The sequence below is a fragment of the Paraburkholderia sp. GAS82 genome, assembly GCF_050436285.1.
GTDB lineage: Bacteria > Pseudomonadota > Gammaproteobacteria > Burkholderiales > Burkholderiaceae > Paraburkholderia > Paraburkholderia phenazinium_B.
This window is the reverse complement of the sequence record NZ_JBNDLX010000003.1, coordinates 225,730-241,049: the sequence shown is the minus strand read 5'-3', so window position 1 is coordinate 241,049 and position 15,320 is coordinate 225,730. Positions and strand designations below refer to the sequence as shown.

Below are 15,320 nucleotides of genomic sequence, written 5' to 3'. Positions count from 1 at the left end.
GTGCGCCACATGTGCCACATGTGCCACATGTGCCACATGCGTTACCTGCTCGGCCTACGTTACCTGCAAAGGACGCGCCGCTGGTCGTGCGCGCGGCACGCGCGGCGCTTGTGCTGTTCTGCACAGGCGGCATGCTTGCAACGTCGTGGAGCGCCTACGCGGTTGCAACGCCTGCCGTGGCGGCCAGCAGTGCCGCCGCGCCGGCCAGCGCACCCGCCACCAGATCGGCGTCGAGCGCACCGGCTCCAGAGGGCCCGGCTTCGACCGCTGCCACTCCCGCAGAAGGCGCCAGCAACCCCAGCCCGGGCACCAGCAGCGCAGCCAGTGCCGCGCACGCGCCCTCGGCTACGTCGTCGGCGTCGGCGACGTCTTCAGCACCCGCGTCCGCATCAGCCGCCTCGCCTACGCCCCCGGCAACCGCGAAGCAACCAGCGCACCCCGCCAGCGCCGCTACCACCGACAACCGGCCGCCGCCCTACACCCCACCGCCGCAGCAACTGCGCTTCGGCAGCTACGCGGTGTTCCGCAACCTGATTCCGTCGCCGCAACTGGAAGCCCAGGCCGCTGACGAGTTCCAGCAGATCGTCTACGGCGCACAGCACGCCGATCGCCTCTACCCGGACACCGACCCGCGTGTGATCCGCGTGCAGACCATTCTCGACAAGCTGATTCCCTATTCGTTGAAGTGGAATGACCGGGCAAAGAACTGGAAGTGGCAGATCGCGATAGTGCGCTCGCCCGACATCCGCATGTACTGTCTGCCGGGCGGCAAGATCGTGATCTACAGCGGCATCCTCGATCGCGCACGCCTGAACGATAACGAACTCGGCATGCTGCTGGGCCACGAAATCGCGCACGCCCTGCGCGAGCATGCGCGGGAGCGCCTGGGCGAGCAGCAGGCGGCGCAGCTCGATTCGTCCGGTACGATTCCGCAGCTATTCGGGCTGGCCGATCTGGGCGCCCCGGTGCTGGGCATCGGCTCGCAACTGGTCGAGATGAAATACACGCCCACCGATGAAACCGAAGCCGACGTGATCGGCAGCGACATCGCCTCACGCGCCGGTTACGATCCGCGCGCCGCGATCACGCTGTGGGACAAGCTGGCCGTGGCGACGCACAGCAGTCGCAATCAGGGCTATATCTACGTGCACCCGTACTCGCCTGCACGCCGCGCGGATCTCATGAAGCGCCTGCCGGACATGCTGCCGCTCTACGCAAAAGCGATCGGCAAGACGGTCGATGAACTGCCCGACTATGCGGGCATCGGCCGTCCGCGCCGCGTGCCGGTTCGCGGCGACTGAACGTTCGCGACCTAAGCCAGAAACGCGCTTACTTCTTCGGCTTCGTCAGCTTGTGGTCGTAGTCGACCGTCAGCGGCGCGTGATCGCTAAACTTGATGTCGCGGAACACGTCCGTTCGCTTCGCCTTCGCGGCAATGCCCGCCGTGGCGATCTGATAATCGATCCGCCACCCCACGTTCTTCGCATACGCCTGACCGCGATTGCTCCACCACGTGTACTGCTCTGGCCGCTGATCGAGCGTGCGAAACACGTCGACGTAACCCACTTCATCGAACAGCTTTGTCAGCCACTCGCGTTCTTCCGGCAGGCAACCTGAGTTCTTCTGGTTGCTCTTCCAGTTCTTGATGTCGATTTCCTTGTGGACGATGTTCACGTCGCCGCACACGATCACTTCGCGCTCCTTACCCAGTTCCGCGAGGTGCGGCATGAACTCGTCCATGAAGCGGAACTTGGCCTGCTGACGATCCTCGCCGCTCGACCCCGATGGCACATACACCGAGACAACGGAGAGTTTGCCGAAGCGCAGTTCAACATAGCGTCCTTCGGGATCGAACTCCTCACTGCCAAAGCCGATCACCACTTCATCCGGCTCGTGACGCGTGTACACACCGGCGCCGCTGTAGCCCTTCTTCACCGCATGCTGAAAGTAGCCGGTGAAGTTGTGCGGGGCGAGAAACTCGGGGGTCATGTCGTCCTGCGAGCACTTGATTTCCTGCACGCACAGCACGTCCGCTTTCTGCTCACCGAACCATTCGAAAAAGCCCTTCTTCGCCGCAGAACGGATGCCGTTCAGGTTGGCGGTAATCACACGCAACATGTCGTTCCTTTATTGTCGATTCGTTGTCGAGGCTTGCTTAGCCTGTTTATCTTGCTGGTCAGGCAGAGCGGGAGGCCGAAGCCTGCGCGGCTCTCATTCCACTTTCACGCCCTTGAGCGATTCCTTCGCGGGCGGGTACTCGAGCTTCAATCCTTCGAGGGTGCGCAGCAGCAATTCCGCGACCATCACGTTGCGATGCGTCTTCGAATCGGCGGGGATGATGTACCACGGCGCGTAAGGCGTCGAGGTGGCCGAGAGGGCATCGTGATACGCCGTCTGATACTGGTCCCACTGCTTGCGCGCTTCCAGATCCGAGACGTCGAATTTCCAGTGCTTGGTGGGATCGTCGATGCGCGCCTGCAAACGCGAACGCTGCTCGTCCTTCGAGATGTGCAGCATGCATTTGATGATGGTCGTGCCGTTGTCGGCCAACAGCGCCTCGAAATCGCGGATGTGGCTGTAGCGCTTTTCGCAGGCCGCCTTGTTCAGTTGACCCAGCACGACCGGCACGAGCACATCTTCGTACTGACTGCGATTGAAGACGGTCAGTTCGCCGGCTGCGGGCGCCTGCGAGTGCACGCGCCAGAGGAAATCGTGCGCCAGTTCGTCAGGCGTCGGCGCCTTGAACGGCACGATGCGCAAGCCGAGCGGATCGACGTCGCGAAACACCCCGCGAACTGTGCCGTCCTTGCCGCTCGTGTCCATGCCCTGCAGCACCAGCAGCACGCGCTGCAGGCGCTGTGCATGCAGGCGCTCCTGCAACGCATCGAGCTTCGCGCCGATTTCTGCAAGGCGGTCGCGGTCACCGTCTTTCGACCCGGTTGAAAACGGCTTCGCGCCCGGATCGAAATCGGTGAGCGCGAATTTCGCAATCTTCTTGTCGTCGAAGTACGGCACGCGGAAATCGTCGAGTTCCGGCTTCTTCGCCATGCATTGTCTCCAGAGGCGCGTTCAAACGCGGCGCCAGCAAAAGGAAACGGGCCGCTGCCCCACTCTCGTCCGGCAACAGCCCGTTATGACCGAAGCCGCGCACCGATCCGACGACGCGCGCTCCGGCATGTGCATCCCATCGCTCAGGACAGCTTTTTCTTCAGCAGTTCGTTGACCTGCTGCGGATTCGCTTTGCCCTTGGTGGCCTTCATCGCCTGGCCGATCAGCGCATTGAACGCCTTTTCCTTGCCGGCGCGGAATTCCTCGACCGATTTCTGATTGGCCGCGAGCACCTCATCGATGATCGCTTCCAACTCGCCGGTGTCGGAGATCTGCTTGAGACCCTTTGCTTCGATGATGCGATCGGCAGCGGCTTCGTCGGTGGCCTTCTCGTCCCAGATCGCGATGAAAATTTCCTTCGCGATCTTGTTCGAGATCGTGCCGTCGGCAATGCGCTGCAGCAGCAAAGCGAGTTGCGCTGACGAGACCGGGCTGTCGGCGATGTCGAGACCTTCGCGGTTCAACAACGACGACACTTCGCCCATCATCCAGTTGGCTGCGACCTTCGCTTGCGCCGGGCCCACTTTCGCCACGACTGCTTCGTAATACGCAGCCATCGCCTTGCTCGAGGTCAGCACACCCGCGTCATACGGCGTCAAACCGTACTGTTCGACGATGCGCTGCTGGATCGCCACCGGCAGTTCCGGCATCTCGGCCTTCACGCGCTCCACCCACGCCGCATCAATGACCAAAGGCATCAAATCCGGATCTGGGAAATAGCGGTAATCGTGCGCATCTTCCTTGCTGCGCATCGAACGCGTTTCACGTTTGTCCGAATCGTAGAGACGCGTTTCCTGCACCACTGTGCCGCCGTCTTCGATCAGTTCGATCTGACGGCGCACTTCGTACTGGATCGCTTCTTCGAGGAAGCGGAACGAGTTCAGGTTCTTGATCTCGGCACGCGTGCCGAATTCCTTTTGCCCGACCGGTCGCACCGACACGTTCGCATCGCAGCGGAACGAACCTTCCTGCATGTTGCCGTCGCAGATACCAAGCCAGGTAACGAGCGTATGCAAGGTTTTCGCATAGGCGACCGCTTCGTCCGCGCTACGCATTTCCGGCTCGGTGACGATTTCGAGCAGCGGCGTGCCGGCGCGGTTCAGATCGATTCCGGTCATGCCTTCGAAGTCTTCATGCAGCGACTTGCCGGCATCTTCTTCGAGGTGAGCGCGCGTCAGGTTGATGGTCTTCTCGTACGCTTCCTTGCCGGCTTTCTCGTTCGCAGGCACCTGAATCGTGACCTGGCCGCCTTGCACCACAGGAATCTCGTACTGGCTGATCTGATAGCCCTTTGGCAGATCGGGGTAGAAGTAGTTCTTGCGCGCGAAGATGCTGCGCGGCGCGATTTTCGCGCCGATAGCGAGGCCAAGTTCAATCGCCCGCTGCACGGCACCGCGGTTCATCACCGGCAGCGTGCCCGGCAACGCGAGGTCGACGGGGCAAGCCTGCGTGTTGGGTTCCGCGCCGAACTGGGTGGCGGCGCCCGAGAAAATCTTCGAGACGGTCGACAGTTGCGTGTGCGTCTCGAGACCGATCACGACTTCCCATTGTTTGGTCATGTGTTCACACTCCTGCCGGTGCCTGGCGATGCCAGTCGGTCGCGCGCTGGAACGCATCCGCAACCTGCAGCATGCGGGCTTCGTTGAAATAGTTGCCGATGATCTGCAGACCTACCGGACGTTGCGCATTGGCGCCCGCGCCGAAGCCGCACGGCACGCTCATGCCGGGCAGACCCGCGAGGCTCACCGACAGCGTGTAGATATCGGCCAGATACATCTGCACCGGATCGTCGCCCTTGGCACCGAGATCCCACGCGACCGACGGCGCCACCGGCCCCATGATCACGTCGCATTGCTTGAACGCTTCCTGGAAGTCGTTTGCGATGATGCGGCGAATTTTCTGCGCCTGCAGGTAGTACGCGTCGTAGTAGCCGTGCGACAGCACGTAGGCGCCCACCAGAATGCGGCGCTTTACTTCCGGGCCGAAGCCTTCGGCGCGCGACTTCTTGTACATGTCGAGCAGATCGCGGTACTCCGCGGCGCGGTGACCGTAGCGCACACCGTCGAAACGCGACAGGTTCGACGATGCTTCGGCCGGGGCGATCACGTAGTACACGGGGATCGACAGCTCGGTTTTCGGCAGCGTCACCTCGACCAGCGTGGCGCCAAGCGCTTCGTATTGCTTCAGCGCGGCATCGATCGCGGCGCGCACGTCGTCGGCGAGGCCCGCGCCGAAGTACTCCTTCGGCAGGCCGATGCGCAAACCGGCGAGCGGCTTGCCCGCGGCATTGCCCGCAGCATCGGCCGACCAGCTCTGGCCGAGATAGCGCGTGTAGTCTTCGTCGTCGCGCACGAGGCTGGTCGAGTCGCGCTCGTCGAAACCGTGCATGGCGTTGAGCAGCAGCGCGCAGTCCGTGGCGCTGCGCGCCATCGGACCACCCTGATCCAGCGACGACGCGAACGCGATCATGCCGTAGCGCGACACGCGGCCGTAGGTCGGCTTGATGCCGGTGATGCCGGAGAACGACGCCGGCTGACGGATCGAGCCGCCCGTATCCGTGCCGGTAGCTGCCGGCGCGAGACGCGCGGCCACGGCAGCCGCCGAGCCACCCGACGAACCGCCGGGCACTGCCTTCGTATCCCACGGGTTCTGCACCGGGCCGAAATACGAATTCTCATTGGACGAGCCCATCGCGAACTCATCCATATTGGTCTTGCCGACGCACACCATGCCGGCGCGCTTCAGACGGTCGACCACGGTCGCGTCGAACGGGCTGGCGTAATTGGCGAGCATCTTCGAGCCGGCGGTGGAGCGCCAGCCGCGCGTCACGAACACGTCCTTGTGGGCGATCGGCAGGCCAACCAGCGGACCGGCGTGGCCGGTGTGCAGCAGCGCGTCGGCGGCTTTGGCCTGCTCGAGGGTGAGATCGGCGTCGACCTGAACGAAGGCGTTCAGGCTCTTCGCTGCGTCGATCCGCTTCAGATAAAGCTGCGCCAGTTCGACCGCGGAGCATTCCTTCGCAGCGAGGGCGGCACGCAGTTCGGTCAAGCTTTTTTCATGCATTGCGTTTTTCCTCAAGGGTATGGCAGCGCAGCAACCGCCGCGCGCCGCGCCCGTGTTTTTATTCAATCACCTTCGGCACCAGGTACAGCCCGTCCTGCACAGCAGGCGCAGGACGCTGAAATTCGTCGCGCTGGACGATTTCTGTCACTGCGTCTTCGCGCAGACGCAGTGCAACATCTTCGATCTGCTCGATCGGATGGGCGAGCGGTTCGATGCCCTTGGTGTCGACGGCCTGCATCTGCTCGACAAGGCCAAAAAAGTCGTTGAGCTGGGCAAGCGTGTGCTCAGCTTCGGCGTCGGCCAGTTCGAGGCGCGCAAGATGCGCGATGCGCTTAACATCGGTCAGGGTCAGAGCCATGCGGTCACCGGAAAATGTAGCGAACTGTCACAGCGCGGAAAAACAAAGCTGTAACAGCGGGTTACGACACTGGAGGAGGCCCTCGAAAAAGGGGCCAGCGGTGGCAAAAAGTGCCAACCGTTTCCTTTAAATCAAGCAAAATTATAAGGTATCATTACGCGTTCGACCCAAACCCGGACCGACTTACCAGGACCTTTCTGGTCATTTCCCACAAAAATGATTCGGAGATAGATGCGGTCTTGTTCGTACCTCCGGTAGATTCCCTCGCAGCTTCAAGTCTCTGTGGCGCAGTATCCGCCCGGTTGAAGCTGTTATTTTTTCCGCTGCCGCCCTACGCAATGTTGCGAGGCCAGGCCCCAAGCGAGACAGGATTTTGAATGTTCGGTTTTTTGCGCAGCTACTTCTCTAACGATCTGGCGATTGACCTTGGCACTGCCAACACGCTCATCTACATGCGTGGCAAAGGTATCGTTCTCGACGAACCGTCAGTTGTGTCTATCCGCCAGGAAGGCGGTCCCAACGGCAAGAAAACCATTCAGGCGGTCGGCAAGGAAGCCAAGCAGATGCTTGGCAAGGTGCCGGGCAACATCGAGGCGATCCGCCCGATGAAAGACGGCGTGATCGCCGACTTCACCGTCACCGAGCAGATGATCAAGCAGTTCATCAAGACGGCCCACGAATCGCGTATGTTCTCGCCGTCGCCGCGCATCATCATCTGCGTGCCGTGCGGTTCCACCCAGGTGGAACGCCGCGCCATCAAGGAAGCGGCTCACGGCGCCGGCGCCTCGCAGGTTTATCTGATCGAAGAGCCGATGGCTGCTGCCATTGGCGCCGGTCTGCCGGTTTCGGAAGCCACGGGCTCGATGGTGGTCGACATCGGCGGCGGCACGACGGAAGTCGGCGTGATCTCGCTTGGCGGCATCGTCTACAAGGGTTCGGTGCGTGTCGGTGGCGACAAGTTCGACGAAGCCATCGTCAACTACATCCGCCGCAACTACGGCATGCTGATCGGCGAGCAAACCGCTGAAGCGATCAAGAAGGAAATCGGCTCCGCATTCCCGGGCTCGGAAGTCAAGGAAATGGAAGTGAAGGGCCGCAACCTGTCGGAAGGTATCCCGCGCAGCTTTACGATCTCCAGCAACGAAATCCTCGAAGCCCTCACCGATCCGCTGAACCAGATCGTGTCGTCGGTGAAGATCGCGCTCGAACAGACGCCGCCGGAACTCGGCGCCGACATCGCCGAACGCGGCATGATGTTGACGGGCGGCGGCGCACTGCTGCGCGACCTGGATCGTCTGCTGGCGGAAGAAACCGGCTTGCCGGTGCTCGTCGCCGAAGACCCGCTGACTTGCGTCGTACGTGGCTCGGGCATGGCCCTCGAGCGCATGGACAAGCTCGGCAGCATCTTCTCGTACGAGTAAGCGGGAGCCTGGCTCCATGTCAGCAGCGCGAATCGGACGGCTAGCCTTCTTGGGGTTGGCCTGTCCTAAGCTGGTTCATCCAGCCACCGCGCACTGACGCGCGCTTTCGCGCCGCAGTCATACCCAACCGCTCACGCCCCCGGCGCCGACCATGGAATACAGTCCGCCGCCTCTGTTCAAGCAAGGCCCCTCCGCACTCGCACGGCTGATTTTCTTCGTGCTGCTTGCGTTCGTCCTGCTGATCTCAGATGCGCGCTTCAGGACGCTCGAGATCGTCCGCGGCATGTTGGGCGCGGGTCTCTATCCGTTGCAACGTGCCGCGCTCGTGCCGCGCGACATCTTCATGGGCGCGGCGGATCTGGCGGTGACCAGCGCGACGCTGCGCGGTCAGAACGACGAGCTGCGCAAGAAGAACCTGCAACTCTCGCTGCAGGCCAATACGGCATCGGCATTGGCCGCCGAGAACGAGCATCTGCGCTCGCTGCTGCAACTCTCGCAGCGCATGACGACCCAGTCGATTCCGGCCGAAATCCAGTACGACACGCGCGACCCGTTCACGCAGAAGGTCATCATTGGACGTGGCTCGCAGCAAGGCATCCAGAACGGTTCGCCGGTCGTCAATGAGGACGGCGTAATTGGCCAGGTCACGCGCGTGTTTCCGCTGCAGGCGGAGGTCACGCTTCTCACCGACAAGGACCAGGCGGTGCCGGTGCAAGTCGTGCGCACGGGCCTGCGCAGCGTGATCTACGGCACACCGAAGGGCGATACGCTCGATCTGCGCTTCGTGCCGATCAGCGCGGATCTGCAGACTGGCGACGAACTGGTGACGAGCGGCCTCGACGGCACCTATCCGCCGGGGCTGCCGGTCGCCAAGGTCGTACGGGTCGACAAGCTGGCCGACACCGCCTTCGCCCACGTGGTCTGCCTGCCGGTTGCGCCGGTGCGCGGTGCGCGCCAGTTGCTGGTGCTGCATTATGTGAACACGGTGCCGCCTCGTCCGGCTGACGAACCTGATGCGGCCAGCGCAGCGAAAGAAGCAAAGGCGAAGAGGGGCGCGAAGTCCGCGGAGAAACCCGCGGACAAGAACGCTAAGGCTGCCGCTCCGGCCTCCGCGGCAGCGGCTGCTGCAAAGCCGGCCTCGGCGGCAAAGCCTGCTTCGGCGGCAAAACCCGCTCTGGCAGAAGCGGAGAAGAAGGGTGCCGACGCGAAGCAGGCCAGAGAAAAGAAAGCGGCGGCTGAACGTCTGGCCGCTATCCGGGCCGCTACCGGACGGTCGGCCTCGGGATCGGCCGCCGCCGGGTCGCCGGCCGACGGAAAGCCGGCCGCAGGCGCCACGAAACCGGCCACGAGGGGGATCGACGAATGAACCGCCCTCAGTACATCCTGCAACCGGTCAACCCGTACTTCATCTCCTTCAGCCTGGCAGCCGCTTTCCTGCTGAACCTGATGCCGTGGGGACGCCTGATCGGCGTGCCTGACTTCGTCGCGCTGGTGCTGCTGTTCTGGAATGTGCATCAACCGCGCAAGGTCGGCATGGGCATCGCCTTCCTGCTCGGCATCCTGATGGACGTGCACAACGCCAGCCTGCTCGGCGAGCATGCGTTGGCGTATACGCTGCTGTCGTACGGCGCCATCACGATTCACCGGCGTGTATTGTGGATGCCAATGGGCGTGCAGACCTTCGCAGTGATGCCTTTATTGGTCATCGCGCAACTTGTGCCGTTCGTCATCCGTCTACTGATGGGCGCGGCTTTTCCGGGCTGGGGCTACCTGATCGACGGGTTCGTCGAAGCTGCCTTGTGGCCCGTTGCGAGTGTGCTGCTGCTAATGCCGCAGCGCCGTCCGGCCGATCCGGACGACACCCGTCCCATTTAGCGCAACGCGCGCATCGAGCCCCTCCTTGAACACGCTAACGATGTTGCAGACGCCAGGCGATGGTTCGCGGAGTTCGCTCGACCCGCACAGCACTTTCCTGCCGGCCACGAGCGCCGGCCGGACACTCTTACCTGACGGCCGTTTCGCGGCCTTTTGATCGAAAGCATGGCAGCCGAATTCAAGGACACTCAACAACAGCTCTCGAAGTTCCGCCTGCGAGTCGCGGCGGCGGGACTGTTCGTGTTCGTCTGCTTCGGGCTGATTGTTTTCCGCTTCCTGTTCCTGCAGGTCTGGCACTACAGCAAGTACTCACTGCAAGCGGACGAGAACCGCATCTCGGTTGCGCCAATCGTGCCCAATCGCGGCATCATCACGGATCGTAACGGCGTCGTGCTGGCGAAGAACTACTCTGCCTACACGCTGGAAATCACGCCGTCGAAGCTCAACGACACGCTCGACAACGTCATCGACAATCTCGCGACCGTCATTACCATCGACGCCCGCGACCGGCGCAACTTCAAGAAGCTGCAGGAAGATTCGAAGAACTTCGAGAGCCTGCCGATCCGCACCCGCCTCACCGACGACGAAGTCGCACGCTTCACCGCGCAGCGCTTCCGCTTCCCCGGCGTCGAAGTGCGCGCGCGTCTGTTCCGTCAGTACCCGCTTGGGCCGACGGCGGCGCACGTGATTGGGTATATCGGGCGCATTTCGCAGCGCGATCAGGACCGCATCGACGAAGCCAGCGACGAGAACGACAAGGATCCGGATCACTACGATCCGCGCCTCGACGCGAACAACTACAAGGGCACGGACTACATCGGCAAGATCGGTGTGGAGCAGAGCTATGAGACTGAACTGCATGGGCAGACCGGTTTCGAGGAAGTCGAAGTGACAGCGGGTGGCCGCCCCGTGCGCACCTTGTCGCGCACTCAGGCGACGCCGGGCAACAACCTCGTGCTATCGCTCGATATCGGCCTGCAGCAGGTCGCCGAGCAGGCGTTTGCGGGCAAGCGCGGGGCGCTGGTGGCAATCGAGCCGTCGACCGGCGACGTACTCGCGTTCGTTTCCGCGCCGAGCTTCGATCCGAATTCCTTTGTAGACGGCATCGACCAGCAGACCTGGGACGAGCTGAACAACTCGCCCGATCACCCGCTGCTGAACCGTCCGCTGCACGGCACCTATCCGCCGGGCTCGACCTATAAGCCGTTCATGGCGCTCGCCGCGCTGACGCTGCACAAGCGCACGCCGAGCTGGGGCTTCCAGGATCCGGGCTTCTATACGTTCGGCGGGCACACGTTCCGCAACGACGTGCGTTCGGGCCAGGGCTGGATCGACCTGAACCGCGCCATCGTGGTGTCGAACGACACGTATTTCTTCATGCTGGCGCACGACCTGGGCGTCAATGCGATCGCCAATTTCATGAAACCGTGGGGATTCGGCCAGCTCACCGGTATCGATATTGCCGGTGAGGCGAAGGGCATTCTTCCGTCCACCGAATGGAAGCGCAAGGCCTACCGCAAGCCTGAACAACAGCGCTGGTACGAAGGCGAGACGATCAGTCTCGGGATCGGTCAGGGCTACAACTCGTTCACTATCCTGCAGCTCGCCCATGCGGTCGCCACGCTCGCCAACAACGCCGTCGTGATGAAGCCTCACCTGGTGAAGGAAGTCGAAAACCCGATCACCAAGGACACGCGCCTGACCGTGCCAAAGGACGATGGCCGCATCGACGTGCCGCAGAACGATATTGATATCGTCAAGCGCGCGATGGTCGGTGTCGTGAACAGCGGTACCGCGTCGAAGGTTTTCATCGGCGCACCTTATCAGGCGGCCGGCAAAACCGGTACGGCCCAGGTGTATTCGCTGCAGGGCGCCAACTACAAGGGCCACGCAATCCCTGAAAATCTGCGTGACCACGCGCTCTTTATCGCATTCGCGCCAGCAGACAATCCGAAGATCGCGCTCGCGCTGATCGTCGAAAACGGCGGCTGGGGTGCGGAAGTGGCTGGCCCGATCGCGCGTCGCGTGCTCGACTATTACCTCGTCGATCGGCAGAAGCCGGGCGCCGAAGCGGCAGCTGTCGCCGCGGCGGCTTCGGCAACGGCGGATGCGTCGGCACCGGTCATCGGCGCAGCGCCGACTTCCGTCGAGATCTCGCAACCGGCTTCGGTTGCCGCTGGCTTCACGCCGTTGCCGATACCCGGCGCCGCTTCGAATGCGGCTGGGGCGTCTGCGCCCTCTGCGGCGTCGGCCGCCTCGGACGTGACACCTGCAGCGCCGGCCGGCCCGGTAGTCGCAGCACCTGCAGAGAAGGGAGCAGGCAAGGCAGGCACCAAACCGGTCGCCGCGACGGCAGCCGATGCCTCTGCTCCGTTCGTCGCCACAACGATGCTGGATGACCCCGCCTCGGCACCCGCGAAAACGCCCGTGCCGCGCAAATCCGGTCCGCGTCATCCGCGCCCGGCGAGCGATTCGGCGCCGAGCGCCGCCGCGCCGTCGCGCGACGACAGCATTCAGCCCACGTCACCCCGCCAGCCGGTCTCCGGCGGCATCGACGAGTAAGGAGAAAGGCATGCAATTCGACAAGCGCGCCTGGCTCGATCGCATCAAGAAGATGTTCATCGGCTTCGACCGTCCACTCGCGCTGGCGGTGTTTCTGCTGATGTGCGTCGGCATCGTCACGCTGTACAGCGCCACGCTCGACATGCCGGGCAAGGTCGAAGACCAGTTGCGCAACATCATGCTGACCTTCGTGCTGATGTGGGCGCTCGCCAATGTGCCACCCACCACGCTAATGCGCTTCGCGGTCCCGCTTTATACCTTCGGCATCGCGTTACTGGTGGCGGTGGCGCTATTCGGCCTCACGCGCAAGGGGGCGAAGCGCTGGATCAATGTCGGCGTGGTGATCCAGCCGTCCGAGATCATGAAGATCGCCACCCCGCTGATGCTCGCGTGGTACTACCAGCGCCGCGAAGGCGTGATGCGCTGGTACGACTTTCTGGTAGGGCTTCTGATTCTCGCCGTGCCGGTCGGCCTGATCGCCAAACAGCCTGACCTCGGGACCGCGGTGCTGGTATTCGCAGCGGGTCTGTTCGTCATCTATTTCGCGGGCCTGAGTTTCAAGCTGATCGTCCCTGTGCTCGTTGCGGCAGCGATAGCGGTCACCTCGATTGCGGTGTTTCAGGACAAAATCTGCCAGCCCGAGGTGCAGTGGCCGCTGATGCACGATTACCAGAAGCACCGCATCTGTACGCTGCTCGATCCGACTTCCGATCCGCTCGGCAAGGGCTTCCACACCATTCAGGCGGTGATTGCGATCGGCTCTGGCGGCCCGCTCGGCAAGGGGTGGATGAAGGGCACCCAGGCGCACCTGGAATTCATCCCTGAAAAACACACCGACTTCATTTTCGCGGTGTTCTCCGAGGAATTCGGGCTCGCGGGTGGGATCGTGCTGCTCGTGCTGTATATGGCATTGATCGCGCGGGGATTGTACATAGCGGCCAACGGCGCCACGCTATTCGGGCGATTATTGGCCGGCTCGCTAACGATGGCCTTTTTCACCTACGCGTTCGTCAACATCGGCATGGTGAGCGGGATCTTGCCGGTGGTCGGCGTGCCGCTGCCATTCATGAGCTACGGGGGCACGGCGTTGATTACGCTCGGGGTTGCGACCGGCCTCATCATGAGTGTCGGGCGACAGAAGCGGTTGATGCAGAGTTAAACGAAGAAGGGGCGCAGATGCGCCCCTTCTTCGTTTGCGCGTTTAAAGGCGCGGACCCTGTGCCGCGCTACTGCGGCTTCGCCTCGTGCTCGTCGCGCAATTGCGCACTGAGTTGCTGGTACTTGAGCTTGGCCGCCGGATCGCCTTGCGCCGCTGCCGCGGCATAGTAAGCGCGCGCCACGTTCAGGTTCTTGTCCACGCCGTCTCCACCACGCTCATAGAACGAGCCGGCCACGTACTGTGCCGTCATGTCACCGCCTTGCGCGGCCTTCTTGTACCAGACGAATGCCTGGCGATTGTCGCGTGCCGTGCCGCGGCCATCCAGAAACTGGTTCGCCAGCGCCAGCTCCGCCTGCACGTGCCCCTGCTGCGCGGCCTTCAGAAACCAGCGATGCGCCTCGGCCGGATCGCGGCCAACGAATTCGCCATCGTCGTACATCTTGCCGTACACATATTGCGCGTGGGACATGTTTGCGTCGGCGGCCTTGCGCAGCCACTTCTTGCCCTCATCGACGTTGACCGCCGTTCCCTCACCGTTGAGCAGCATCATCGCGTAGTTGAATTGGGCGAGCCGGCTGCCGTGCTCGGCCGCCTTGTGGAACTCGCTGAGCGCGGGACCGAAGTTGCCCGCGTTATAGTCCGCGACCGCGGTCTGCGTTTCCGGATCCGCCTGAGACGGCTTGTCCTGCGTGTTCAGCGCAGCGGATGCCGCGAACGCAGCACAAATGGCGACAACGCCCACCGCAGCACGCACGGCAAACTGCGAAACACCCTTCATGACCTCACCTCCTGCAGCGCCTGGCGCGTCGCGCGCAGCAGCCAGACGACATCAGCTGCCACCGCGATAAAACGAAAACCCGCCTCGCGATACTGGCGCGCGCCGGCGGAATCCATGGCAAAAATGCCGGTCGCAATCCCGGCCTTGTTGGCCGCCGCCACCACATGGCTCATCGCAGCCTGCACCTCGGGATGCTTCGAGTCGCCCAGATGGCCGAGGCTCGCGGCGAGATCGGCGGGTCCGATGAACACGCAGTCGACGCCCGTCGTGGCGGCGATCTTCTCCACTTCGTGAACGGCCTTCGCGGATTCGATCTGCACGATCGTGGCGATCTGCGCGTTCGCGCTCTGCACGTAGTCGCGCCGCATGCCGTACGAGCCGGCTCGAACTGCACCCGCAACGCCGCGCAGGCCGTCGCGCGCGTCGGCGGTCGGATATTGGGTGAGGCGCACGGCGTGCGTAGCTTCCTCTGCGGACTCGATATTCGGAAACATCAGCGTACGGGCGCCCGCGTCGAGCACGCGCTTGACGAGCCATCCTTCGCTCGCCGGCACACGCACGACCGGTTCGCTCGGCAGGTGCGCCGCAGCAATTGCGCGCAACTGACCGGTGACGTCGCCGCTGTCGTTAGGCGCGTGCTCCATGTCGATCAGCAACCAATCGTACCCGGCGTGCGCGAGCGCCTCGGCGGCGCTTTCGCTGCCGAGCGAGAGCCATAGCCCGAAAAGCGGTTCGGCTTCCGCGAGACGTTGTTTGAGGGGATTCGTAAGAGTGCTCATGAGCGTACCCCGCGGCGATGCACAAGAGCGCGTGAGATACGGTAGAGGAAGCTGGTGCTGCGGGCTGGGTGCCCACTTTGCAGTGCGGTGACCGGCATGTCTCGCTCCAGGTGGTTATCGAAACGATCATACCGTGACAATAACGCGGCCGCTGGGGCGCCGAATGCGTGCCGCGTAGTTGCCGGGCTACCGGCGCGTGATTGCCACGCGATTGCCC

At 63.0% G+C, this 15,320-nt stretch carries 13 protein-coding genes; 6 read left to right on the top strand and 7 right to left on the bottom strand.

The window, feature by feature from the left end; all coding sequences use genetic code 11:
* The first annotated feature begins 113 nt into the window (after positions 1 to 113).
* The gene (locus P3T17_RS11430; protein WP_429407197.1) at positions 114 to 1,301 is read left to right on the top strand and encodes a M48 family metallopeptidase; all 1,188 of its coding nucleotides are present in this window, start codon (positions 114 to 116) and stop codon (positions 1,299 to 1,301) included.
* Between the two features lie 28 nt (positions 1,302 to 1,329).
* Here the strand turns inward: P3T17_RS11430 and P3T17_RS11425 are convergent, their stop codons facing one another.
* From P3T17_RS11425 to gatC, 5 genes are all read right to left on the bottom strand, one after another.
* On the bottom strand, positions 1,330 to 2,118 hold the full coding sequence (locus P3T17_RS11425) for an exodeoxyribonuclease III (RefSeq protein ID WP_074263059.1): 789 nt from the start codon (positions 2,116 to 2,118) through the stop codon (positions 1,330 to 1,332).
* A 93-nt stretch (positions 2,119 to 2,211) separates the two neighbouring features.
* Entirely contained in the window at positions 2,212 to 3,048 is an 837-nt protein-coding gene (locus P3T17_RS11420) for a PPK2 family polyphosphate kinase (RefSeq protein ID WP_429406728.1), read from the bottom strand.
* Positions 3,049 to 3,191: 143 nt separating this feature from the next.
* A complete protein-coding gene (gatB, locus tag P3T17_RS11415) occupies positions 3,192 to 4,667 on the bottom strand; it encodes an Asp-tRNA(Asn)/Glu-tRNA(Gln) amidotransferase subunit GatB (RefSeq protein ID WP_429406727.1) in 1,476 nt (491 codons plus the stop codon).
* A gap of 4 nt (positions 4,668 to 4,671) precedes the next feature.
* A complete protein-coding gene (gene gatA / locus P3T17_RS11410) occupies positions 4,672 to 6,171 on the bottom strand; it encodes an Asp-tRNA(Asn)/Glu-tRNA(Gln) amidotransferase subunit GatA (protein WP_074263056.1) in 1,500 nt (499 codons plus the stop codon).
* 58 nt (positions 6,172 to 6,229) lie between these two features.
* Complete coding sequence (gene gatC, locus P3T17_RS11405; protein WP_074301099.1) at positions 6,230 to 6,529, bottom strand: Asp-tRNA(Asn)/Glu-tRNA(Gln) amidotransferase subunit GatC; 300 nt, start codon at positions 6,527 to 6,529, stop codon at positions 6,230 to 6,232.
* Positions 6,530 to 6,906: 377 nt separating this feature from the next.
* Here gatC and P3T17_RS11400 point away from each other — a divergent pair, with 377 nt between their 5' ends.
* The 5 genes from P3T17_RS11400 (at position 6,907) to rodA (ending at position 13,546) form a co-directional block, all read left to right on the top strand.
* Positions 6,907 to 7,950: a rod shape-determining protein gene (locus P3T17_RS11400; protein ID WP_004189550.1), complete on the top strand. Its 1,044-nt coding sequence runs from the start codon at positions 6,907 to 6,909 to the stop codon at positions 7,948 to 7,950.
* Positions 7,951 to 8,101: 151 nt separating this feature from the next.
* Positions 8,102 to 9,316: a rod shape-determining protein MreC gene (gene mreC / locus P3T17_RS11395; protein WP_429406725.1), complete on the top strand. Its 1,215-nt coding sequence runs from the start codon at positions 8,102 to 8,104 to the stop codon at positions 9,314 to 9,316.
* Positions 9,313 to 9,825 (top strand): rod shape-determining protein MreD, encoded by a 513-nt coding sequence (mreD, locus tag P3T17_RS11390; protein WP_074263054.1) that lies wholly within the window; start codon positions 9,313 to 9,315, stop codon positions 9,823 to 9,825. The genes mreC and mreD overlap by 4 nt, the downstream gene beginning before the upstream one ends.
* Positions 9,826 to 9,990: 165 nt before the next feature.
* Positions 9,991 to 12,387, top strand: a complete 2,397-nt coding sequence (gene mrdA / locus P3T17_RS11385; RefSeq protein ID WP_429406718.1) for a penicillin-binding protein 2 — start codon at positions 9,991 to 9,993, stop codon at positions 12,385 to 12,387.
* A 10-nt stretch (positions 12,388 to 12,397) separates the two neighbouring features.
* On the top strand, positions 12,398 to 13,546 hold the full coding sequence (gene rodA, locus P3T17_RS11380) for a rod shape-determining protein RodA (RefSeq protein ID WP_074263052.1): 1,149 nt from the start codon (positions 12,398 to 12,400) through the stop codon (positions 13,544 to 13,546).
* A 67-nt stretch (positions 13,547 to 13,613) separates the two neighbouring features.
* Here the strand turns inward: rodA and P3T17_RS11375 are convergent, their stop codons facing one another.
* Positions 13,614 to 14,324: a tetratricopeptide repeat protein gene (locus P3T17_RS11375; protein WP_429406716.1), complete on the bottom strand. Its 711-nt coding sequence runs from the start codon at positions 14,322 to 14,324 to the stop codon at positions 13,614 to 13,616.
* Complete coding sequence (locus P3T17_RS11370) at positions 14,321 to 15,103, bottom strand: HpcH/HpaI aldolase family protein (RefSeq protein WP_429406715.1); 783 nt, start codon at positions 15,101 to 15,103, stop codon at positions 14,321 to 14,323. The genes P3T17_RS11375 and P3T17_RS11370 overlap by 4 nt, the downstream gene beginning before the upstream one ends.
* Positions 15,104 to 15,320 lie beyond the last annotated feature (217 nt).